We start from the raw sequence: 19,802 nt of genomic DNA on the forward strand, positions 1-19,802 counted from the left end.
GCACGGTGGCGTGGTCGGCGACGCGGCATGGGAAGAAGAGCGCAGCACACCGATCCACAGGTCTTGGCTATGCCTCCTCCGCTTCCTCGCCACCCGCCTGAGGGAAGACCGTCGCGCTCGCGGCACTCGACGGCGTCGCTTGAGCGCGGGGCGGCAGGTCCTGCCGACGTACCCGCTCAGGCCGGGAAGACAACCCGGCGCGCCGGGTGACCCGGCCTCCATCGCAGGAAGGGCAGGATTCGGGGTAGATGCTGGAGATGCCCGGTGGCCTGCGTCAATAAAGGATGCAGGCCGTCGTGGCGCTGTCCGTGGCGGCGACCGGAAGGATGAGTCGATATGGCGCGTTCGCGTGCGGAAGCGAGCATCAGGCATCCACGGCACGAACGCAGGGGCGAAGCCCGGCTGCCTGCGGTCGTGGCGACGCTCGCCGCGATCGCCCTGTACTTGTTCCTGCCGCAACGGCTGCTGATCGCTCCGCGCTACGTGCTGCCCGCCCTGGAGTGCCTGCTGCTCATTCCGCTGATCGCGATCAACCCGAAGCGTCTGACCCGGCAGACGAAGGCGTTCCGGGTGCTGTCTCTCACGCTCGTGGCGGTCATTGCCGTCAGCAATCTCGTGGCGTTGGGCATCCTGGTACACGAGCTGGTGTACGCCGGAGTGAAGGACGGCCGGTCCCTGCTGATCGCGGCGCTACAGGTGTGGCTCACCAACATCATCGTCTTCGGCCTGGCCTACTGGGAGCTGGACCGCGGCGGCCCGGTCAGCCGCACCCAAGTGCCCCGCTCGGCGCTGCCCCTGGCGGATTTCCGTTTCTCGCAGGACGAGAACGACGACGCCATCCAGGAAGTGGCCGACGGCGCCAGCGGCACCTCGGACTGGGTCCCCACGCTCACGGACTACCTCTACGTCTCAGTCACGAACTCCACGGCGTTCAGCCCGACCGACACGATGCCGCTGTCGACCCGCGCAAAGCTCCTGATGAGCATCCAAAGCGTCTCCGCCCTGCTCACCTCACTCCTCGTGATCGCCCGAGCTGTGAGCATCCTCCACTGACGGCCGGCCACACCAGCAACCGCCCACCGGTAAACAGCGAGGACTGGTGATCAACGGCAACAGCTACAGGCTTCGCAACAAGATCTTCGCGATCGACGGCGGCGACGCAGCGACCGCCTGAATCTGCGGCTTCACCCCATACGACCGGGTCGAGGCCTGACGTCCTCGACCCGGCCAAAACTTCGTACGCACCTCTGCATTTGAGCCCGTATTTCAGCTCTGCAGATGAACTAGTACCTACAGGACCTACCCGGTGGCCGCTCCAGGCTCGTCGGTCATGCCGTATCCGGCTCGGCAAGGTCATCCGTCTTGAACAACTGCTAGAGTTCGCCCGCTTGTTCGGGGGGATGGGGCCCTCCGTCGGGAGGGGAAGCAAGTGACTCGTCGTACCTTCATGCGTGGCTCCCTTGCCACGATCATCGGTTTGGCGCTCTGTGTGTCCGCCGTGCCGCTGGTGGCGTCGGCGCACGCGGAGACCGCAACGGAAATCATCGTTCCGGCCACCATGCGCACAACCCCACGCACGGCGTACCTGCAGAGCGCGGGGGCTTCCGGCTTCCTCGAGTACCGCTCCACCGCCGAAGGTTCCGGCCTCTGGTGGACCAGCTACGACGGCGGCCGGAAGCCCGTGGAAGGTGGCGAGGGACTCGAGCCGCGCACTGCGGGTTCGTACGGCACCGGTTCGGACGTCGTCGCCCTTCGCCCGACCCAGAGCAGTGGTGGGCAGGTCCTGCTTCGGGACATGGGAACCGGTACGACGCAGACCGTGGCCATCCCATCAGGCCAGAGATATCTGCAGACGTACGGACGTACTGTCCTGACCAGTACGTCGACCGATGGGGAACGGACTCAGCTGTTCCTGCTGCACAACGAGAACGGCAGCACGGTGCAGAAGCCCGTGACCGGATTCCCGGACGGGACGGTCTTCCCCTTCTTTCCCAGGGGTTCCGCCTCCGGCATCCTCGTCAACTACAACGGCCCGGACCATGTCCTCCATTACGCCTGGGTGGATGCCGAGACCGGTGCGGCCACGATCTTGCCTCCGCTGGTGGCGAACTCGGACACCGTGGTCGGATCCGACTACCTGGTCAGCTGGTACGGCACGTCCCGGGTACGGGTGTATGCCAAGGGCTCCTACGACTCGCCCACTCACGAGGTTGCGTTCCCCCGCACCTCTGAGAACACGATCCTCGGCGTCGTCGGTGACGCGCTCGTCGTCGCGCGGCGCAGCGGCTCGTCCGACTGGAGTGTGTCAGCACTGCCCTTCGACGGCTCCGCGGAGCTGCCGCTGTTCAAGCGGGCGGATCCCGCTACCGTCATCACCCCCGACGGCGGCCTGGTCCTCGCCGGTGGGGAGTCCTCTGTGGACTACGGCATCGCCAAGGTGCAGGCGGGGGCCGACGGCCTGCCCCGAGTCCACCGGATCGTGGACCTTCCGGCCGTGCCCATGGGGATCGAGTCGCTCGACCTGAGCGGCGGTGAGCTGATGACCTACGAGTCCGGCGACGGTGCGACGCACTTGTACAGCCGCTCGCTGGCCACGGCGGAGGCGCTGACGGCGGGCGCGCGCACGGACCGGGGAGCGACCCGAAGGTGTGGGGTCATGGCCGGGGACTACGGGAGCTGTCCCGATCTGATGGGTACGGGTGACGGCCGGGCGGTCATCCGGAACGCGGCCGGGGAGATCTCCGTCCTGGACCGGGGCCAGTCCCTTCCCGGCACCGTGGTGACCTCCGGCCTCCAGGACCACCATGGCCTCGCGGACGTTGAGGGCCGGTATGCGGCCTGGCATGGACCCTCGCCCGCGGGAGACGGCCTGGTGGTGGCGGATCTGGACACACGGGAGGTCGTGCTGACCCGTACGGGCGCAGCCGGTGCGGTGCCCTCCGCCCTGTGGGGGGAAACGCTGTGGACGGCGGCCGGGGACGGCAGTGTCACGGCCACGGAGATTCGTTCGGGCAACCCGATCACGTCGTTCCGCGTGGTCGGCAGCGGCTGCGCTCCGGGCAACTTCCAGGCGGTGGGACGCTGGGTGTACTGGTCCGGCTCGTGCGATCTTCCCCAGGGCAGCGTGCAGCAGGCGTTCGTGTACGACACCCGCAGGAAGACGCTCATCGCTGTGCCCACTGGCGCAGAGGCGCACCTGGGCGACGGCTTCCTGGTCACGCGTGACTCCACGTCCGCAGCGCTGATCCTCACGGACGTCACGAGCGGCTCCGCGGTGAGCCGAACCCTGGCGGCCAAGGCCGGAAGGTGGGACGTCGATCCGTACACCGGCCTGGTCGGCTACGTGGACCCGGCCACCCAGGACATCCACGTCCTACGAAGCGGCGTCCCCGCCACGGACATCGCGCTCCTGGGGATGAAGACGGAGCCCGCGGTCAGCCTGGTGGACTCGTCGTCCTCGTGGGACGGCACGTGGTGGCTGTCGAAGCCGGCCGCGTCGTGGACGCTGGTCCTCAGGAACAAGGCGACCGGGGCCACGGTGCGCACGCTGTCCGATGGCGCCGCCGACGACGCCATCCATACGTTCTGGAACGGCAGGACGCCGAACGGCGCCTATGTGCCGAACGGCACGTACAACTGGACGCTGACGGTGGCCCCGGCTGACAGGCAAGGTGCGCCGGCGACGGCGACCGGCTCACTGAAGTTGACCGGTGGCGCCGCGGTGAGACGCGACCATGTCGGGTCCGACGGCTTCGGTGAGCTGCTCACCCTCAACTCCTCCGGCGCACTGACGTTCCAGCAGGGCACCGGCAAGGGCACGTTCTCCGGCAAGGTGAGCGGCAGCGGCTGGCCGACCACGGCCAAGCCGGTGCCGTTCGGGGACCTCAGCGGGGACCGCTGCAACGACGTCCTCGTGCGGTTGAGCAGCGGCGCCCTGCGCGCCTACAAGCCGGCGTGCGGGGCCGCGCTCAAGCCGTCGACGGCGTACACCTCGCTGGGCACGTCCGGATGGAACCAGTACGACGTGCTGACCGCGCCCGGTGACACCACCAACGACGGTCGCCCCGACCTGATCGCGAGGAACTCCTCGACCGGGACGGTGTACCTCTACAAGGGCACCAACACCGGCCAGCTGTCGGCCCGGGTGAAGCTCTACGACAACTGGAAGACGTACAAGAAGATCGTGGGCGCCGGGGACCTGAACGGCGACGGCGTCGGGGACCTGCTCGCGCAGGACACGTCGAACAACCTGTACCGGTACTACGGCACCGGAACCGGCACGTTCGGCGCCCGCACGAAGGTCTTCTCCGACTGGGGCGGCTCCTACAACGTGATCGTCGGCGTCGGTGACATCACCGGGGACGGCAAGGCCGACCTCGTCTCGCGGGACAGCGGGGGGAACGTCTGGCGCAACAACGGCGACGGCAAGGGATCCTTCGGCGCACGGGTGAGGATCGCCACCGGCTGGCAGGGCTACAAGAACCTCTACTAGCTTGACTCCGTCGAGGATCTCGGCGTCGGCGGAGTCAACTGCCCAGGGTTCGCCAGGACTTCAGGCGAGGGATCTCGCGCTGGTCGAGGTAGTTCTGGAAGGCAGTGGGCTGGCGGGGTGTCAGGGCTTCCTCAGCCGGTGACGGTCGCCGAGGCGCTCAATGTTGACGGCTTTGGCCGCCAACACGATCAGCGGGGCGGCGGTGGGCGAGGAGGTCGGGTAAGGGCCGTGCCAGCCCGCGCTGACCTGTCCCTGGGGCCAGCGATCTGCTGCTTGCCGTAGTCGATGTGGAAGTCGTCCCCGGCGAAGCCCTCGCCTCGGGGGTGCTGGCGGGTGTGGTTGCTCTTCAGCGGTCCGGAGACGATGACCTGGTGTTCACGGGCTGCTTGTTCCAGGTGGGGCTGGGAGGGGCGTCTCGCGCTCGACCGCCTGGTCCGCACGGTCGCCCAGTTATTCGGGTGTCCGGCGGATTCGCACCACTGCCCTAGCGCTTGCACTTCGCTGAGCAAAGCGAGCACAGTCCTGCCTCGGCCTCGGTCCAGACCGGCGCCGTGTGGCCGCGAAGCTGGATCTCCGTGGGTGTGGCCATCGGGCATGTCCTGTTCATGTGAATCACGACCGAAACCACCGCTTCGGACGAAGAACAGAACAGTCACCACCTGAGCTGATTGTCAGCGGCGCCCCCAGCTGGCCGCTACCCAGCCGCAGATGCGGAAGACGACGTAGCAGAGGGGTTCAGTGCCTCCTCGCGCAGCCGGTCCAGCACCTTCAGCCGGCCCTCCGTCTCGATGCGGGCGGTGGTCACGCGTTCCGGATAGCAGCGCATGAACATCCGGGTGAAGTGGGTGCCGTAGTGGATGTACTCGGTGGGGTCCGCGGTGTCGAGCGGGCGGGCCACCGCGTTGAAGGCCGGTTCGTGGAAATAGGCGAGGGTGTAGCGCTCACGGTCGGCCAGGCGGACCTTGTGCGGGGTCGACAGGAGGGCGCCGCCGGTCATGAACTGCATGATGTCGCCGGGGAAGACGGTGAGGACGGCCGGGACCGGGGTGACGTAGGTCCACGGCTCCTCGTGTTCGTAACGGCCGGCCATGGACTCGCCGGGCAGCCAGTTGCGGCCGCGTTCCTCACCGGGGACGGGTGGCCGGACGTAGAGGCCGCCGACGTCGTCCTGCGCTGCGATGACGAGCAGGCCATAGTCGGTGTGGGCGCCGATGCCGCGTTCGGAGCACGCGTCGGCGGGCGGGAACCGCAGGACCCGCATGTGGTGCCAGCCGTCCGCGGTGAGCCGGGTGAAGTGGTCGGGGTCGTCCAGGCCGAGGCCGAGAGCCGTCAGCCGGAGCAGGCGGTGCCCCAACTCGCCGACGGCCGTCATGTAGCCGTTCATGGCGCGGGCGTAGCCGGGTGAGGGCCAGGGTGCCGGGCCGTGGCAGGGCCATTGGTCGATGACGCGGGGGTCGTCGGCCGGGATGTCGGGGCACACCGTGAAGATCTCCGAGCCGTCCCGCTCCCCCGCCGTCTCCTCCTCGCCGGAGGCCACGTAGCCGCTGTAGCTGAGGTCCGAGACGTACCCTGCCTTCTCTTTGAGGGGTCTGCGGCAGAAGGCCCGGGATGCCTCCAGTGCCCTTTCGGTGGCTTCCTGTTGGGCGGGGGTGGCGTGGACCTGGAAGATGCCGTCGGCCTGCCAGGCGGCGACGAGCTCCTGGCCGAGGGCGCGGTCGGCATCCGTGCCGTCGACGACGGCCGGCAGCCGGAACGTCCGCAGGGGCGCCGGGGCATGTGGGTCAGTGGTCATTCTGAAACCTCCGAGAACTCCGCTCAGTGGTTGCGGGACAAACTACTCCGGCCCACGAACTGAACAGCCGTTCAGTTCACTTGCTTCCACCAGGTATCTGCGCGGCGTCTTCCGTCCCAGGCGTCCCGGAGTCGTCATGATCTGCCGTCACCCGTTTGCCGAATGCGAAGAGGTGGGGCGCATGGCCCGGTTCCGGATGCGCGAGGGGATTCTCCGCCGCAAACCGATCGAAAGCGACGAGGAGACGGAATCCGGTGCCTGCACCGGCCTGGAACGGTCTCTCGGGCTGTGGCGGCCGACCGCAATCGGCGTAGGCGGCATCATCAGTGCGGGCACCTTCCCTCCGTCCGGGACAGTGACGGACGGTACGGAGGGACCCGCAGTCCTCGTCTCCTACCTCGTCGCCGGTGATGTTTCGGGTGTGGGCCCGGGCCCGCAGCCGGCATGTCGCCGCGACGGGCTGTTCATCCGGTGGAGGCCGAGCGTCTCAACGCGTCGGCGAGGTTCAGGAAGACCACTAGGTTCGGGAAGCCGGGCGCCGGTACCTTGAGCCAGGCCGTGAGCTGGCCCCGGCGGTGGATCCGCACATCGCCGTGCTTGACGTCGATCCGCTCCACCTCGTCCCAGCCGATGCGCTTGTCCTCCCGCCCCACACCGCCCAGCGTCATGCCCAGGACGCCGAACCACAGGCATGCGCCGGCCTCCAGACGGGCAGCGTCCTCCGCCACCCGGACACGGCTGAACATGTCCGTCAGTCCCTCGGCGAAGGGCGCCATCCCGGCGTATTCGTCGTCGCTCACGGTGAACGACAGGCCATCGGTCGCCCGCACGTGCAGCTTGCGCGTCGTGGCGCTGACAACGCCGTTGGTGACCTTGACGTCGTGCCGAACGAGGGAATCGATCTGCGCCCACGGGAACGCGTGGGTCTCGAAGCCCTCTGCGTGGTACACAACCCCGCCCTCGTACCAGGCGATCCACCTCTGGTGGTCGCGGCCGTGCGACCACGCGACCAGGAGCCACACGAGGACCGCCGGCGGCACCATCGCCAGGATCAGCAGCGGCAGCGAGTAGTACCAGGCACCCTCCGTCCGCTGGTCATTGACGGCGAAGGTCACCGCCACGGTCAGCAGAAGCACGCTCACCAGCGTCAGCCCGATCAGCGGTGCCCAAGGGAGGGACCTGGGGGAGTTGGCCACCAGCCCCTTGCGGACGCCGAGGCCGAGTTCCTGCGCCGCGTCGTGCACCGAGCGCGGCGCCTCTCCGACGTCCCTCATGAGAAACCCCCTCCTCGCATACGGTCCGCCCAGACCGGCCCTGTGTGCCGCCGTATCGGGCGAGGCATCCAAGTATGGGTGAACGCCAAGGAGTTGAGCGAGAGCGAAGAGGAACGGGAAGGAGCGGTACGTCACGGTGGCGCAGTCATCGCAAGATCAGCCCCGGGGGAACCGTGGCCGAAGCCGACCTCAGAGGTCCTAACGGAGAAACCGTAACTGCCTGTTCTCTATCCCTTCGCGCGGTCGGACAGGTTCGAACGGGGGCCGGGTTCGGGTGAGTTGTCCGGGGCGGGTGCATGGAGGAAGGGCCTCTTCGGTGGCTCGCGGATATCGAGTCCAGCGAAAGCCAAGAAGCCCTGTTGTCGAAGTGTCGCGTGGTCGTGGTCGCCGAGTCCAGCTCGTCCACTCCTGGGTGTGACTGCTCGCCCACAGGCTCGGGAACGCGGACGACCGGCCGCAGCGCCGGCCCCGATACGGCTCGGACATGAGGCGATGACGAAGACACACCGTCATGCCCAAGCCCCTGCTCGCCGAGTTCATCGCCCGCGCGGGAGCGGAGGACGAGGTCGCCCCTCTGATCCTCGACCAGGCCGAGGAGGTGCGTGCGGAGGAGGGCGACCTCGTCCATGAGGTCTACCGGGACGAGGACGCCTTCCAGGTACACCTCAAGGGCCCTTACGGCGGCCCGTTCGACACCGTGTTCGCCCCTCTGATCAAGGAGGACGCCTCGGTGCTGACCTTCCTCGTCCCGGTCGGCTGACGTTCGGCGGTTCAGCCGATACGGTGCGTGGTCCAGAAGGACGTGAGATCCGTGCTGGTCGCCGCCTGGGCCGCCGCCTTGAACTCGGCAGTGGTCGAGACGCCGTACCAGTGTGAACTCGCGTAGCTCTTCAGCAGGTTGGTCATCGCCGTGTCACCGATCAGCCGCCGCAGATCGTGCAGGGCGCACTTGCCGTAGCCGTAGACGACGGTGGAGTACCGGGACGAGTGGGCGTCCCAGTAGGCCATGGAGTTGGTGATCTTCTCCGCCGAGGAGGCCCAGGAGACGCTGTTCCAGCAGTTGGTGCCGGTCTTGCCGAGGGCGAGGTCGGTGGCGTAGTCGGTGAACGACTCGTCCAGCCAGGGGCTGTTGTACTCGTCGTCGCCGACGATGCCGTACCACCACTGGTGGCCGATCTCGTGGGTGAGCGCGGTGGTGCTGACGAGGTCCAGGACGAAGCCGGGGTACTCCATGCCGCCGAACCAGTAGTTGTTGTCGATGACCGCGTCCAACTCGCCGTAAGGGTAGGCCCCGAAGCGGCCGGCGTGTGCGTCGACGGCCGTCTTGGCGGTGTTCAGCATCGACTGCGCGTCGGAGGAGCTGATGCCCGAGACGGAGTAGATGTTGATGGCCGTCCCGGCCGCCGAGGTACCGGAGATCTTGCTGAATGGGCCCGCCGCCCAGGCGAAGTCACGGACCTTCGACGCGGTCGCCGTGGTGACGGTGCGCCCGCTGGAGCCGGGGGTGTCGGTCGAGGTGCCAGTGGCCGGGACCAGGAGCGAACTCGGGTGGTCCAGCGTCACCTTGAAGTCGGCGGCCAGGGAGTAGAACGACTCGCCGTTGTTGGTGTACGGGTCCAGGTGCCAGCCCGAGCCGTCCTTCACCGCGAGCACAGGCAGCGCGTTGCCGATGTTGTTGAACGCGCCGTCATGGCCGAACCGGTCGGCGCCGCTGGGCACGGTGATGCCCAAGTCAAAGCCGATAGTGGCGGACTGACCCTGCGTCAGGGGTGTCGGCAGGGTGATCTGGAGCGCCGTGCAGGCGACGGAGAGCGAACCGGCTGTACCGCCGGTGACGTTGGTGACCGTGATCGGCATCGCGTCGCAGGTGCCGTGGTAGTTGTCCCACAGGCGCAGGTACACCTCGCTCAGCGCGGTCGAGGAGGCGTTGGTGAAGGTGGCGCTCTCGTGGCCGGTCCAGACGGTGCCGGAGATGTTGCTGCTCAGGTTTACCGTGTACGACGGCGCGGCCGGGGTCCGTGTCGAGTCCGCTGGCGGGGTGGTGTCGCCGGAGGTGTCGAGGGCGATGTCATCCAGGACGAAGCTGGTCTGGAGGCTGGAGTCCTCGGTGCCGGTGAAGGCGAGGGTGACGGTCTGTCCCGCGAACGACGACACGTCGAGGGTCTTCTTCACATATCCCGTGGCCTTGTCGAGGTTCGACCAGGTCGCCAGCGTGGTGCTGCCGATCTTCGCCGTCAGCTTGTCGTAGGCGGTGGACGAGGTGGTCTCGGCGGTGTCGATGTGCAGCCAGAACGTCAGGGTAGCGGTGCTGCAGCCGGACGGGATCGTGACGCTCTGCGAGAGCGTGTCGGTGTGTGTGCCGCCGGTGCCGTCGAGCCAGGCGAAGCGGGTGCCGCCGTGTGCGGACTGGCCGGAACGGCTGGTGATCACGCTCGTGGACGACTGTGTCCAGGGCGAAGTGCCGCTCTCGAAGCCGCCGTTGACGACCGCCTGGGTCGGTGTGCAGGCCGCAGCCGCGTCGGTGGCGGCGGACGCCGGATGGGCAGGGAGCAGGGACATGGCGGCCAGCGCGGCGACAGCCAGGGCGCGCACGGCGCCAGATCTGTGGGGGATGGTTCTCACGCGTAACTCCTTTGCGGCGACCGGGATCCCGGTCTGCTCGGCGGCCACCCACCGGCAGGGGTGCGTCGGCGGGTAGTCGTGGACTGCGTGCATCGATTGACGCGAGCATGCCACACGCGAGGAGGTGATGGGGACGGGCACACCGGCTCGAACGCCAAAACACCGAACGTGGATCCGGCGAGCCGGAACCAAGGGGGTGGTCGCGGCCCGCCATGCCGGTCTGCCCCCGCGGGTCTCCGTCGTGGTCACTGAGGACAACGCCCACGAGGTCGACGCCAAGGTGGCCCTCGTCCAAGCTGGGGCCTCGACCCTCACGTCTACAGCACCATGCAGCCGACCTTCTCCAGCGCCGACGAGCCCCTGCTCGTCCAGTCCACCGAGCACCTGCGTAAGCGACTGGTCCCCAGGGCTGCAACGTCGGCGTCACCTTCTTCCAGCCGACCCTCACGCCAAGGTCTCGATCTGCAAGATCGGCCGCGATGACCAGATCGACCTCATGGCCGAGGGCATCGACGGTCTTCGCCGGAAGACCTACTGCCAGCAAGCAGACACCAAGGAGATGGTGCAGGCATGAGTCCCGTACCTGTCGAGATCCTCGCCAACCGCCCGCTGGTCGTCCGCCCGACCGCGTCAGCCACGCTCGTCGCAACCAGGGCGCTCGTCATCGAAACGGACGCCGATGCCCTGATGGAGGGCAGCGCCTACTCCGGCGCGGCCGACGGCGACGACAACCCGAACTGACTCTTCACGGACACCCTGATCGCGGCATCCACCGAGCGCCGGTTCCTGCCCTACGACAAGGACATCCGCTGGTCCGACAGCAAGGACGAGACCGTCCTCGTCCAGGACATCGTCCACCAACCCAGCGAGACGCTCATTCCCACGCTGTCCCGACGCGGCGCCGGCATGGTCAAGGTCCACCTCTACGGCACCGAGCCCGGCAGCGCGCTCGCGGCGACCGAGCTGGCCCAGAAGCTAGCCGCCCAGCACGGGGCGGCCAAGACACGGATCGTGCGCTTCTCCGGTCCGGAAGTTGCAGACGGGCGCGGTACGCGCATCCAACTCCAGGACTTCAAGACGGCCGCCTGCCCGGCTCCTGATGGCCCTGTCCGTCTCTTGCGTGAGTGGCCGGCCGGCGTACAAGACACCTTCGCCGGCTTCGCTGAACAGATGACCGCGGACGGCTTCGCCTTCCTCTATCGCCTGATGCAGGCAGGAACCGTCGGGCCCGTCCTGACAGCCGTCGTGAAAGGCAAGGTGGCCGGCGCCATCGGCCCTATGGAGATCCGACCCGACGCGATCGGCACCCCGCAACTGATGCCACAGTACTTCGGTGTCCTTTCCGAGCACCGCGGCAAGGGGCTGGGACGCCTGCTGTGGCGCGCCGCGATGCACTGGGGACAGAACCACAAAGCCGTGTACCAGCTCCTCCAGACCGAAGTCGGAGGCGCCTCGGATCGTCTATGCCAGTCCGAGGGGCTGACGTCGCTCGGTTTCACGTATTGGCAGGCCGCCTGATCTGCGTCCAGGCCTGAAGGGCCGCGTGATGCCGGATCACATGCCCTCGGTGAGTTTGCGCAACGATCGAAGCAATTCGGTGCGCTGCGCGTCGTCGAGGGGTGCGAAGAGGTCCTCAAGTACGCCGATAGAGACCTGCCGGCCTTCGACGAGTGCGGTGTGCCCCGCCTCGGTGAGAGTGTGCGCGACGCGTCGCCCGTGGCCTGCGGAGCGGACGATCAATCCACGCTCCACCAGCCGGCCCGCCAGGGTGCCGAACGCCTGATCACTCTGGAACGTCGCCACGGCGAGCTCATGCCCGGAGGCCCCCGGCATCCGCTCGATGGCGCGCAGGGCATCCCACTGGACGAGGCTGACCCCGGTCTCGCGCAGCGCGGCATCCATCGTGCGGTGGTTGCGGTACTGCGCCCGCTTGATCGCCAGTCCGAGAGCTTCCAGGTCGGTCGTCATGCTGCTAGTGTATCAACAAGTTTATATCAACATGCTTACTCACTAGGGAGCATCATGAGCATCGCCCTGCCCGAGGACCTTCCCGTCATCCAGGCCGGCCCGCCCGCATCCCGCACCGCACTCGTGCTGCACGGCGGGGGCGGGCCCCGGACCGTCGCGCCCGTCGTCGAGCACCTCGCCGCCACCATGCACGCCATCGCGCCGACCCATCCCGGCTGGGACGGCACAACGCGCCCCCACTCCCTCACCTCCGTCGCACAGCTGGCGGCCGCCTACCTCACGCGCCTGCACGAGAACAAAGAGCATGACGTCGTCTTGATCGGATCCTCGATCGGCGGGTGGATCGCACTCGAGATGGCGGCGCAGTCCGCCCACGACCAGCGCTACGCAGGACTGATCGGAGCCGTCGTCGTCATCGACGGCGTCGGAGCGGAAGTCGAAGGCGAGCCCGTCGCTGACTTCTTCGCCCTCGACGCCCGCGCCCTCGCCGAGGCCGCCTGGCACGACCCGGAGCGCGGATACGTCGACCCGGCCGGCCTCACCGACGAGCAGCGCGCGATCCAGCAGGCGAACAAGCGCACGATCGCCGCCGTCGCCGGCACGAGCATGAGCGACCCGACGCTGCTCGGCCGGCTCGCTGCGGTGAACGTCCCGACATTGGTGGTGTGGGGCGAGAGCGACCGGATCGTCACACCCGCATACGGACGGGCCGTCGCCCATGCGATACCCGGCGCGCAGTTCGCCGAGATTCCGAAAGCCGGGCACCTCCCGCACCTCGAAGCCCCGGACGCGACCTGGGCAGCCATCGACGCTTTCCTGGCACAGCCCTGACAGAACCGACTACCTCGACGACCAGGCGTGGCAGGACGTGGCGGCAGCGCTGATGGAGCCCTGGGGAGACAGGCAGTACGAGGCGGACGTCCACTTCATCAATGTTCCGGACTGGCCAAGGGCGACCGTTGATGAGGTGCTCGCGGCGGTCCGCGGCGACGACAGCCTGGCCGTCGTCTTTCTTGCCGACCGTACAACCATGCAGGCCAAGAGCCACCCACTGCTGGCCGTCACCACGCTGACGCGGGGGGAATGCCTGGACGACGAGGACTACGAACAACTGACCGAGTTCGGTGGCGATTTCCGCGTCCTACCCGCAAGACTCCACGAAGTCCACGCGAACCTCAGCATTGGGAACCTGGGCTTCGAGGAGTTCGCGGCATGGGCTCACGACGATCCCGAGGGGATCTTCCGGTCCTTCTGAAGCCGAGGGCGCCCTTACCCGCTGGTGGTGCTGCTCTGCGGGAAGTCGGTGGAGCGGGCGAGGTCCTCCCACGCGTTCAGGTCTCGGTCGACGGCGTCGCGTCCGGCGCGGACCAGGCGCAGTGCGTCGGAGCCGAGGACGAGGTGGGCGGGCGGGTTGGGGGTGTCGAGGATGTGCAGGACAGCGGCTGCTGCCCTGGCAGGATCGCCGAGCTGTCGGCCGCTGGCTTGCTGACGGGCGGCGCGGATTGGCTCGAACAGGTCGTCGTAGTCGGGGATGGTCCGCGGTGCGCGGATCATCGAACGTCCCGCCCAGTCGGTGCGGAAGGAGCCGGGCTCGATGGCGGTGACGTGGATGTTGAACGGGGCGACTTCCTTGCCGATGGCTTCGAGGATGCCCTCGAGCGCGTACTTGCTGCCGCAGTATGCGGAGACGCCGGGGAAGCTCGCCAGGCCGCCCATGGAGGTGACGGCCAGGACGTGTCCTCGGCGGCGTGCGCGCATGTGGGGCAGGACGGCTTGGACGGTGGCGGCGGCGCCGAAGACGTTGACGTCGAACTGGGCGCGCAGGTCGGCCAGGGGCGTTTCCTCGAAGGTGCCTTCCAGGCCGTATCCGGCGTTGGCGATCAGTACGTCGATCGGGCCGACGGACTGCTCCACCCCGTCCACCGCCGCGCGGACCCCCGCGTCGTCGGTGACGTCGAGGATGCGGACGTGTGCGCGCTGAGGGTGCAGGGCGGCGAAGGCGGCTGCATCTGCCTCCTTGCGGACGGTGCCGACGACGGTGTGGCCGGCATCCAGGGCGGCGGTGGCGAAGGCGCGGCCGAGGCCGCTGCTGACGCCGGTGATCAGGATCGTCCTGGCCGTGTCGGTCATGCCTGCTGCTCCTTGCAGAGGACGAGGTGCCCGTGGAAGAGGACACCGTCGCGGATGTCTTCGGTGGCGGTGAAGCCGATGTCGTCGACGTAGTCGAGGTGGCTGCCCGTCACGGCGTAGCGGCCGGTGTACGGGCTGCGGTGTTGGCCGCGGCGTCGTCGTAGCGGCTCTCGGCGCGCAGCTCCTGGCGGATGTGCGCGTCCGCGGTCTCCCACAGCCCGACCACGTCCACGGCACCGCTCTGTTGCCCGGTGGACTTCTGCGGCGGGTTCGACTGGTGTCTCACGATGCGTTCCCTGTCGTTCTCGGGGGTGGTGACCACCACCTTCGGCGGGTCGTGGAACGGGCACCAGGACGAGTCGTGCCTGGGTACGGCGCACCCAGGCACGCCGGGCAGGGGGCTGCTTAGCCTGGGACGGTGACCAACAACGATCTCGGAGATTTCCTGCGCGCCCACCGCGCCCGCCTGCGCCCTGACGACGTAGGGCTCGCCTCCTACGGCGCCCGGCGGGTGGCGGGGCTGCGACGGGAGGAGGTCGCCGTCCTGGCCGGTATGAACAGCGACTACTACGCCCGCCTGGAGCAGGGGCGCGAGCGCAGTCCCTCTGCACAGATCCTCGAAGCGATCAGCAGCGCGCTGCTGATGGACGACGCGGCGCGCGAGCACCTCTTCCGCCTGGCAGGCACCGCACCGGAAGGGGAGCGCCCCCAGCCCAGAGGGGCGGTGAGCGCCCCGCTGCGGCAGCTGCTGGACGGACATGCGAACGCCGCGGCGTTCGTCCTCAACCCGGCCAACGACTTCCTGGCCTCGAACGCGCTGGCCGACGCCCTGTTCTCACCGTTCGAGGCCATGGACAACATGGCCCGCATGACGTTCCTCGATCCCGCCGCCCGAAGTTTCTTCACCCAGTGGGAGCGGGCGGCGAAGGCGGTCGTCGCCGGACTGCGCCACGCCACGGGCCTCAACCCGCACTATGGTCGCCTGCACGACCTGGTCGCTTCTCTGGCCGAGGAGAGCGAGGAGTTCGCCGCCCTGTGGTCCTCGCACACCGTCCACGGAAAGTCACGCGACAGCAAGGAACTTCTCCACCCCGACGTCGGACACCTCGACCTCACCTACCAGACCTTCGACGTGCGCGGCGCTCCGGGCCAGCAGCTGGTGGTCTACCATGCCGCCCCGGGCAGCCCGAGCGCGCAGGCGCTGGCCCTGCTCGGGAGTCTGCACGCCACCCGGAGCCGGGAGAACGCCCCGGAACAGTAGACCGGCGGCAGCCACAGCGGAGCCCATCGCACCCCGTGATCCGCCGCAGGTGTGAAGTCGACGGTGAACGCGTGCCGTTCCATCTGCCCTGCACGGCTCCGTGGAAGACGAAGAGGTGTACCAGGCGTTCCCTCAGGTCCGCACACTCAGGAAGGAGACGGACGGACCGCTGACGTTCGCCAACGTGCTCGGGATGAGGGCCTAGGAGAGCACGGACCGCCGCAACCGGGAGATATGGCATCGTACGACCGACATGGGCCCCGGAAGCCACATGGCTACGACCGGCGACTGTTGACCTCGCTGCCCTGTCGGCCGTGGCGGCGTGAACTGACTGGATGTATGTGCGGACATCATTTGATGTACCGACCCATTGGCGACACTTGCGGAATCTGCCGTAATGGCGCTATGCCGGAATCTCGGGAAGGCCGTCAGCAACGGCCCCGCCGCCTCTCAGGTGTGGCACTGTTCATTTTGAGCATGTGGAACGCCGCCTCGCCCGCCCTCCTGTTGACCACGGTCCCGTCGCTCATCGTGATCGCCCTCCGGCAGGAAGCGTCGCCCCGCTACCTGATCCCACTCATGGTTCTCGTGCCCGTGAGCCTCGTCATGGTGGTCAGTGCGCAACGCCAACTCGACACGGGCGTCACTTCCCGTCTACTGGCTGGGCTGAGCGATCAGCGACCCACCGGAGACTGTGACTACGTGCTCTACTTGCGGTCCTTTTTAGTCGACAATGCCCTGTCGCGTCCAGATCCAGCCGGTGGCGCGCACTTTCTCACCTCGCTGGTGAGCTCCTTCGGATACCGGGACCCCAGCCTCCTCGACGGCACCTGGGAGGGCCGTCTGGCCCAACTCCTGCGCCGTTTCGGTTCTGTGGTCGCCGTGGGGCGCCCCGGTGAGCCACTGCCACTCCCCGGAGCCCGCCGTTTCTACCTGCCTCCGGAAGGCGAGGAGTGGCAACAGGATGTCGGCCGGGCCATCGGCCGGGCACGCGTGGCAGCCGTCGTCGCCGCCGTCGGTGCGGGGCCCGCCAACTCACGGGGCACCCTCTGGGAGTACTCCGAATCCGTACGGCAACTACCGCCCTCGCGCGTCCTGCTGATCGCCTGTGGCGGACGCGACGCCTACGAGCGCTTCCGCACCAGCGCCGTTGAGTACTTCGCTGACCGCGCCGTCGAGTTGGCGGCGTGCGGCAAGACGCTCCCCCCCGCCGCCGGTACTTCCCGACTGGCCCGAGCCCCAACGCCCGCAGAAGGTCAGGAAGGGCTTTCCCCTGCACGGGATCGTGCGCTTCCGCTCCGACTGGACGGCAGAGTTCGTGCACTTCGACCCGACCGGGCAGCGCGGCCCCACGCCGTACGCGCGCTGGCGCAAGACGGTGCGCACACAGGTTGATCCGTGGCTGGACGCGTTCGAGCAAGACCTGCCGGGTTCCACCGTCGAGCCGGCGAGGATTCGCTATCACTGGCATCTCAAGCTGCCCACCGCCTTGCTCGTCGGCTTCATCACGGTTCTCCTGGTTGTGCGATGGAACGACATCGCTCTCTCGCAGAAGTGTGCCGTACTTGTCCTGCTGGCCTCCATCGTCACCGGACTGGGCAGAGTGTCCGCTCTTGCTCGGGGCATGAGCCGCGACGCCGTGCAGGTCCGCTCACACGGCGACGATCGTGGGGAGGGCGATGCCCCGGCCTCCACCGACCCGGTCATCGACGCCGTCGCGGACTCGTATGTCGCCACCGAGTCCGTCGTACGTTGGCCTGGCCGCCGGGGTCTGGGCGTCCTCGTCCTCCGGTGGTACCGCGACACACATATGCGGTACGTCAACGCCCCGTCCCGCCCCTTCCGTCACGCCCTGACCGCGACCAAGGAGTTGGAGCCCTTCCGCACAACACGTGTGTGGTCGGCGGGATTCGTGCTGCGCACCAGGATGCTGGCGGTCGTGCAGACCGACCGAGACATCGACATGACAAGCAGGCGTTTCGGACTGCGCTGGCTCGTGCGACTGGCAGGGTTGCTGGGCACTGTCACCGGGACAACGGTCGGTCTGTTCCGTGTGCGGTCCGGCGGCCAGATGCTCTCCGTGGCAGCGATCGGCGCACTCACGGCGTACTGGTTCTGGCTCCGGTCACAGCAGGACCACCACCGCATGCGACAGTTACGACTGCAACCCGCTGTTCCGCGAGACCTCGCCCGCGAACCCTGCGTGCTCTACCTCCGCCCGCATCCCGACGACCCCGTCCCCCAGTCCGTATGGGAAGGTCCCCTGGACACCGACCTCAACACGGTGTTCGACGCCCCGGCGCTGTTCCGCGTCGGCCACATCACGGACCTGACACCCCCACCCCCACAACTGGCCCGACTGCCGCTGCCTCCGCACGACTGGAAACGCACCCTCACCACCGCGCTGCCGTACTGCCATCTGGTCATCATTCCCACCATCGGCACGGCGCCGGAAACCCTCTGGCAGCTGACCGAGGCCGTACGTCTCCTCCCGCCGTCCCGGGTGCTGCTGCTCCTCCCCTCCGCAGCCGACTGCGCCGAGGAGTACGCCCGTTTCCGGCAGGCCGCCGTCGAAGCGTTCAGGGAACGCGCGGCCGCGGCCCCCGACGACGAGCGCCCGTACGCCTCTTCTTCATGGTTACCCGCCTCACCGCCGCGGGCCTCCCCCGGTGGCCCGGGGACCACGACCTTGCGAGGCGTGATCCACTTCGACAGCTCCTGGCAGCCGAACGTCGTGACCTTTCCCGTGGTTGATGCATCGTCCGCGGCGGCTTCCCGTGGAGAGTCCCGCCGCGCACAGCTGCTGCGCATCCGGGCGCAACTACTCCCCCTCCTCCCAGATCTCCCGTCCCAGCGGGGTTGACGTGCCGCTCGTCATCGAGGGCCCGTGAGGCCGGATGGGTGCAGCGGGAGTACCCGCTCCCCCGTTATCTCCTTCGCAGTCCCGCAAGAGGACCGCTGGCCTCCGGGCCCGGCATGACTGGTCCCCCTGTCGAACGGATGACCTGGGGGTGGTATCACCGGGCTCGAGAGGCGCTGTCGGAACGCTGACGAGGTCCGACTACCGCCCCCCGCCGAGCGCAAGACCCGTCCGAACGCGGGCGGCAGGTCTGCATAACGTGGATGAGCGCACGACGCCAACTCCCAGGCCAGCAGGCACGACATCCGTCCGGGAGGATGGCGAGACAGGCGTCTTCCTCAGCCTGACGTAGGCAAGACGACGCGCGATGTTCCTGCCCGCGTTCGCCGCCCTGCGCGAACCCGCCTCCCGCACCTACTACGATCGACGCCGGGCCCGCGGAAAGGCCCACACACAGGCACTTCTCCCCTGGCCCGTCAGCGGATCAACGTGCTGTGCGCGATGCTCCGCGACGGCACTATCTACGAACCCAGAACCCCACGCCTCGCTTGACGAAAGGCATAGGGCCACCCCCCTCAGCACCCTCGCCGCCGCGTTGGCCCAGGTCGGCAGATCACAGTCGCTCCGGGCGGCCGCTACCGTTCATTAGAGTGGCCCTCATGGACATGCGGAGAATCGTCGCCGTGCTGGCTGAAGAGGCCGAACAGCAGATTCAGAGCCAGGTGTGGAAGCTCACCGCGAGCGACCGCACACTCGCCCTGGACACCGAGGCCCGCTTGCGCGACGTTGTCGGTCCGCTGGACGCACAGGAGGCCTTGCCGACGATCAAGCGGCTCGAACACCTGCGAGAAACCCTCGCCATCCTGGCCATATCGCTCGCTCGCACGCACGGCCGTCTCGCCTGGTTTCTCTCCGGCGCCCTCAACGCGCTCGAACCGGTCCTGCGCTGGCGAGCCCTGCCGTCTGAGGGTGGCGGCACGTTCGGCACTGTTCTGCCGCGTCCTGAAGAATATGCAGAGGCGGAGGACGCCGTCCGCCGACTCCAGGACGCCCTCGCTCAGATCACCGTCAAGTCAGTCGACCTCGGCAGCGCTCACCCAGATCAGCAGGCTGACGAGGCTTGAGTACAGAATCAACGCCGAGCTGCCTGCCCTGGCAGGTCAGCGGAATTCAGTGGAGCCAGGCCCCGTCCACGAGCGCCATGAGGATGTGCTGGTAGTTCACCGACAGCACCGACCACGCAGGCCCTTGCCGGCAGCCGACCACTGACGGCGTCCGTGACCTTCACCACTCCTATCCCCGACATGCCCATTCGGTGATCCCGACGGAACATGGCCGCCGCCCGCCACTTCCACGCCCGCGAAGGCCGCCTGTGTGTACCGCGCCAGCACCGCGAGGACGTC

16 protein-coding genes and 4 pseudogenes are annotated in these 19,802 nt (G+C 68.1%); 14 read left to right on the forward strand and 6 right to left on the reverse strand.

The features are described 5' to 3' along the window. Window positions 1-52: 52 nt before the first annotated feature. The 3 genes and pseudogenes from ACFUO4_RS40430 to ACFUO4_RS40440 form a co-directional block, all read left to right on the forward strand. Window positions 53-247, forward strand: a pseudogene (locus tag ACFUO4_RS40430) (hypothetical protein); the annotation flags it as partial. A 167-nt stretch (window positions 248-414) separates the two neighbouring features. After that, the gene (locus tag ACFUO4_RS40435; RefSeq protein ID WP_383494792.1) at window positions 415-1,053 is read left to right on the forward strand and encodes a hypothetical protein; all 639 of its coding nucleotides are present in this window, start codon (window positions 415-417) and stop codon (window positions 1,051-1,053) included. 376 nt (window positions 1,054-1,429) lie between these two features. Next, window positions 1,430-4,492 (forward strand): FG-GAP-like repeat-containing protein, encoded by a 3,063-nt coding sequence (locus ACFUO4_RS40440; RefSeq protein WP_383494795.1) that lies wholly within the window; start codon window positions 1,430-1,432, stop codon window positions 4,490-4,492. A 694-nt stretch (window positions 4,493-5,186) separates the two neighbouring features. Here ACFUO4_RS40440 and ACFUO4_RS40445 read toward each other — a convergent pair. Then, on the reverse strand, window positions 5,187-6,284 hold the full coding sequence (locus tag ACFUO4_RS40445) for an isopenicillin N synthase family dioxygenase (RefSeq protein WP_383494798.1): 1,098 nt from the start codon (window positions 6,282-6,284) through the stop codon (window positions 5,187-5,189). A 181-nt stretch (window positions 6,285-6,465) separates the two neighbouring features. Between ACFUO4_RS40445 and ACFUO4_RS40450 the strand changes: the two are divergent. Continuing rightward, window positions 6,466-6,702 (forward strand): annotated as a pseudogene (locus ACFUO4_RS40450) (amino acid permease); the annotation flags it as partial. A 46-nt stretch (window positions 6,703-6,748) separates the two neighbouring features. On the opposite strand, the gene ACFUO4_RS40455 reads toward ACFUO4_RS40450, so the two are convergent. After that, on the reverse strand, window positions 6,749-7,558 hold the full coding sequence (locus ACFUO4_RS40455) for a DUF6585 family protein (protein WP_383494801.1): 810 nt from the start codon (window positions 7,556-7,558) through the stop codon (window positions 6,749-6,751). Between the two features lie 511 nt (window positions 7,559-8,069). On the opposite strand from ACFUO4_RS40455, the gene ACFUO4_RS40460 reads away from it, so the two are divergent. Further along, window positions 8,070-8,318: a putative quinol monooxygenase gene (locus ACFUO4_RS40460; protein ID WP_383494804.1), complete on the forward strand. Its 249-nt coding sequence runs from the start codon at window positions 8,070-8,072 to the stop codon at window positions 8,316-8,318. Between the two features lie 11 nt (window positions 8,319-8,329). Here ACFUO4_RS40460 and ACFUO4_RS40465 read toward each other — a convergent pair whose 3' ends face one another. Continuing rightward, window positions 8,330-10,180 carry a M1 family aminopeptidase gene (locus tag ACFUO4_RS40465; protein ID WP_383494807.1) on the reverse strand — a complete coding sequence of 617 codons (1,851 nt, stop codon included), beginning with the start codon at window positions 10,178-10,180 and terminating at the stop codon, window positions 8,330-8,332. A gap of 570 nt (window positions 10,181-10,750) precedes the next feature. Here ACFUO4_RS40465 and ACFUO4_RS40470 point away from each other — a divergent pair. Then, window positions 10,751-10,921, forward strand: a complete 171-nt coding sequence (locus tag ACFUO4_RS40470) for a hypothetical protein (RefSeq protein ID WP_383494810.1) — start codon at window positions 10,751-10,753, stop codon at window positions 10,919-10,921. A gap of 165 nt (window positions 10,922-11,086) precedes the next feature. Then, complete coding sequence (locus ACFUO4_RS40475; RefSeq protein WP_383494813.1) at window positions 11,087-11,698, forward strand: GNAT family N-acetyltransferase; 612 nt, start codon at window positions 11,087-11,089, stop codon at window positions 11,696-11,698. Window positions 11,699-11,734: 36 nt separating this feature from the next. Here the strand turns inward: ACFUO4_RS40475 and ACFUO4_RS40480 are convergent, their stop codons facing one another. Further along, window positions 11,735-12,148, reverse strand: coding sequence for a MarR family winged helix-turn-helix transcriptional regulator (locus ACFUO4_RS40480; RefSeq protein ID WP_383494816.1), 414 nt, complete (start codon window positions 12,146-12,148; stop codon window positions 11,735-11,737). A gap of 54 nt (window positions 12,149-12,202) precedes the next feature. On the opposite strand from ACFUO4_RS40480, the gene ACFUO4_RS40485 reads away from it, so the two are divergent. Continuing rightward, the gene (locus ACFUO4_RS40485; protein ID WP_383494819.1) at window positions 12,203-12,979 is read left to right on the forward strand and encodes an alpha/beta fold hydrolase; all 777 of its coding nucleotides are present in this window, start codon (window positions 12,203-12,205) and stop codon (window positions 12,977-12,979) included. After that, window positions 12,867-13,403, forward strand: coding sequence for a DUF6924 domain-containing protein (locus tag ACFUO4_RS40490; protein ID WP_383494822.1), 537 nt, complete (start codon window positions 12,867-12,869; stop codon window positions 13,401-13,403). Before ACFUO4_RS40485 ends, ACFUO4_RS40490 begins: the two co-directional genes overlap by 113 nt. A gap of 14 nt (window positions 13,404-13,417) precedes the next feature. Here ACFUO4_RS40490 and ACFUO4_RS40495 read toward each other — a convergent pair whose 3' ends face one another. Together ACFUO4_RS40495 and ACFUO4_RS40500 are read right to left on the reverse strand one after the other, a co-directional pair. Beyond that, window positions 13,418-14,278 (reverse strand): oxidoreductase, encoded by an 861-nt coding sequence (locus ACFUO4_RS40495; protein WP_383494825.1) that lies wholly within the window; start codon window positions 14,276-14,278, stop codon window positions 13,418-13,420. Further along, window positions 14,275-14,510: pseudogene (locus ACFUO4_RS40500) on the reverse strand (Atu4866 domain-containing protein). The gene ACFUO4_RS40495 and the pseudogene ACFUO4_RS40500 overlap by 4 nt, the downstream one beginning before the upstream one ends. Before the next feature lie 186 nt (window positions 14,511-14,696). Here ACFUO4_RS40500 and ACFUO4_RS40505 point away from each other — a divergent pair. The 5 genes and pseudogenes from ACFUO4_RS40505 to ACFUO4_RS40525 all read left to right on the forward strand — a co-directional run bounded on the left by ACFUO4_RS40505 (window position 14,697) and on the right by ACFUO4_RS40525 (window position 19,523). Beyond that, window positions 14,697-15,539, forward strand: a complete 843-nt coding sequence (locus tag ACFUO4_RS40505) for a helix-turn-helix transcriptional regulator (RefSeq protein ID WP_383494828.1) — start codon at window positions 14,697-14,699, stop codon at window positions 15,537-15,539. A gap of 456 nt (window positions 15,540-15,995) precedes the next feature. Beyond that, entirely contained in the window at window positions 15,996-16,934 is a 939-nt protein-coding gene (locus ACFUO4_RS40510) for a hypothetical protein (protein ID WP_383494831.1), read from the forward strand. Next, window positions 16,825-18,402, forward strand: a complete 1,578-nt coding sequence (locus ACFUO4_RS40515) for a hypothetical protein (protein WP_383494834.1) — start codon at window positions 16,825-16,827, stop codon at window positions 18,400-18,402. Before ACFUO4_RS40510 ends, ACFUO4_RS40515 begins: the two co-directional genes overlap by 110 nt. Window positions 18,403-18,757: 355 nt before the next feature. Then, window positions 18,758-18,951: pseudogene (locus ACFUO4_RS40520) on the forward strand (IS110 family transposase); the annotation flags it as partial. 107 nt (window positions 18,952-19,058) lie between these two features. Then, a complete protein-coding gene (locus ACFUO4_RS40525) occupies window positions 19,059-19,523 on the forward strand; it encodes a hypothetical protein (RefSeq protein ID WP_383494837.1) in 465 nt (154 codons plus the stop codon). The last annotated feature ends 279 nt before the right edge of the window (window positions 19,524-19,802 follow it).

The organism is Streptomyces sp. NPDC057280, from assembly GCF_042668605.1.
Lineage (GTDB): Bacteria > Actinomycetota > Actinomycetes > Streptomycetales > Streptomycetaceae > Streptomyces.

Bases quoted from the DNA above. Each gene is read 5' to 3' on its own strand.
- ACFUO4_RS40470 (WP_383494810.1), top strand. From the start codon at position 10,751: ATGAGTCCCGTACCTGTCGAGATCCTCGCCAACCGCCCGCTGGTCGTC.
- ACFUO4_RS40460 (WP_383494804.1), top strand. From the start codon at position 8,070: ATGCCCAAGCCCCTGCTCGCCGAGTTCATCGCCCGCGCGGGAGCGGAG.
- ACFUO4_RS40445 (WP_383494798.1), bottom strand. From the start codon at position 6,284: ATGACCACTGACCCACATGCCCCGGCGCCCCTGCGGACGTTCCGGCTG.
- ACFUO4_RS40475 (WP_383494813.1), top strand. From the start codon at position 11,087: ATGGTCAAGGTCCACCTCTACGGCACCGAGCCCGGCAGCGCGCTCGCG.
- ACFUO4_RS40485 (WP_383494819.1), top strand. From the start codon at position 12,203: ATGAGCATCGCCCTGCCCGAGGACCTTCCCGTCATCCAGGCCGGCCCG.
- ACFUO4_RS40455 (WP_383494801.1), bottom strand. From the start codon at position 7,558: ATGAGGGACGTCGGAGAGGCGCCGCGCTCGGTGCACGACGCGGCGCAG.
- ACFUO4_RS40490 (WP_383494822.1), top strand. From the start codon at position 12,867: ATGCGATACCCGGCGCGCAGTTCGCCGAGATTCCGAAAGCCGGGCACC.
- ACFUO4_RS40480 (WP_383494816.1), bottom strand. From the start codon at position 12,148: ATGACGACCGACCTGGAAGCTCTCGGACTGGCGATCAAGCGGGCGCAG.
- ACFUO4_RS40525 (WP_383494837.1), top strand. From the start codon at position 19,059: ATGGACATGCGGAGAATCGTCGCCGTGCTGGCTGAAGAGGCCGAACAG.
- ACFUO4_RS40495 (WP_383494825.1), bottom strand. From the start codon at position 14,278: ATGACCGACACGGCCAGGACGATCCTGATCACCGGCGTCAGCAGCGGC.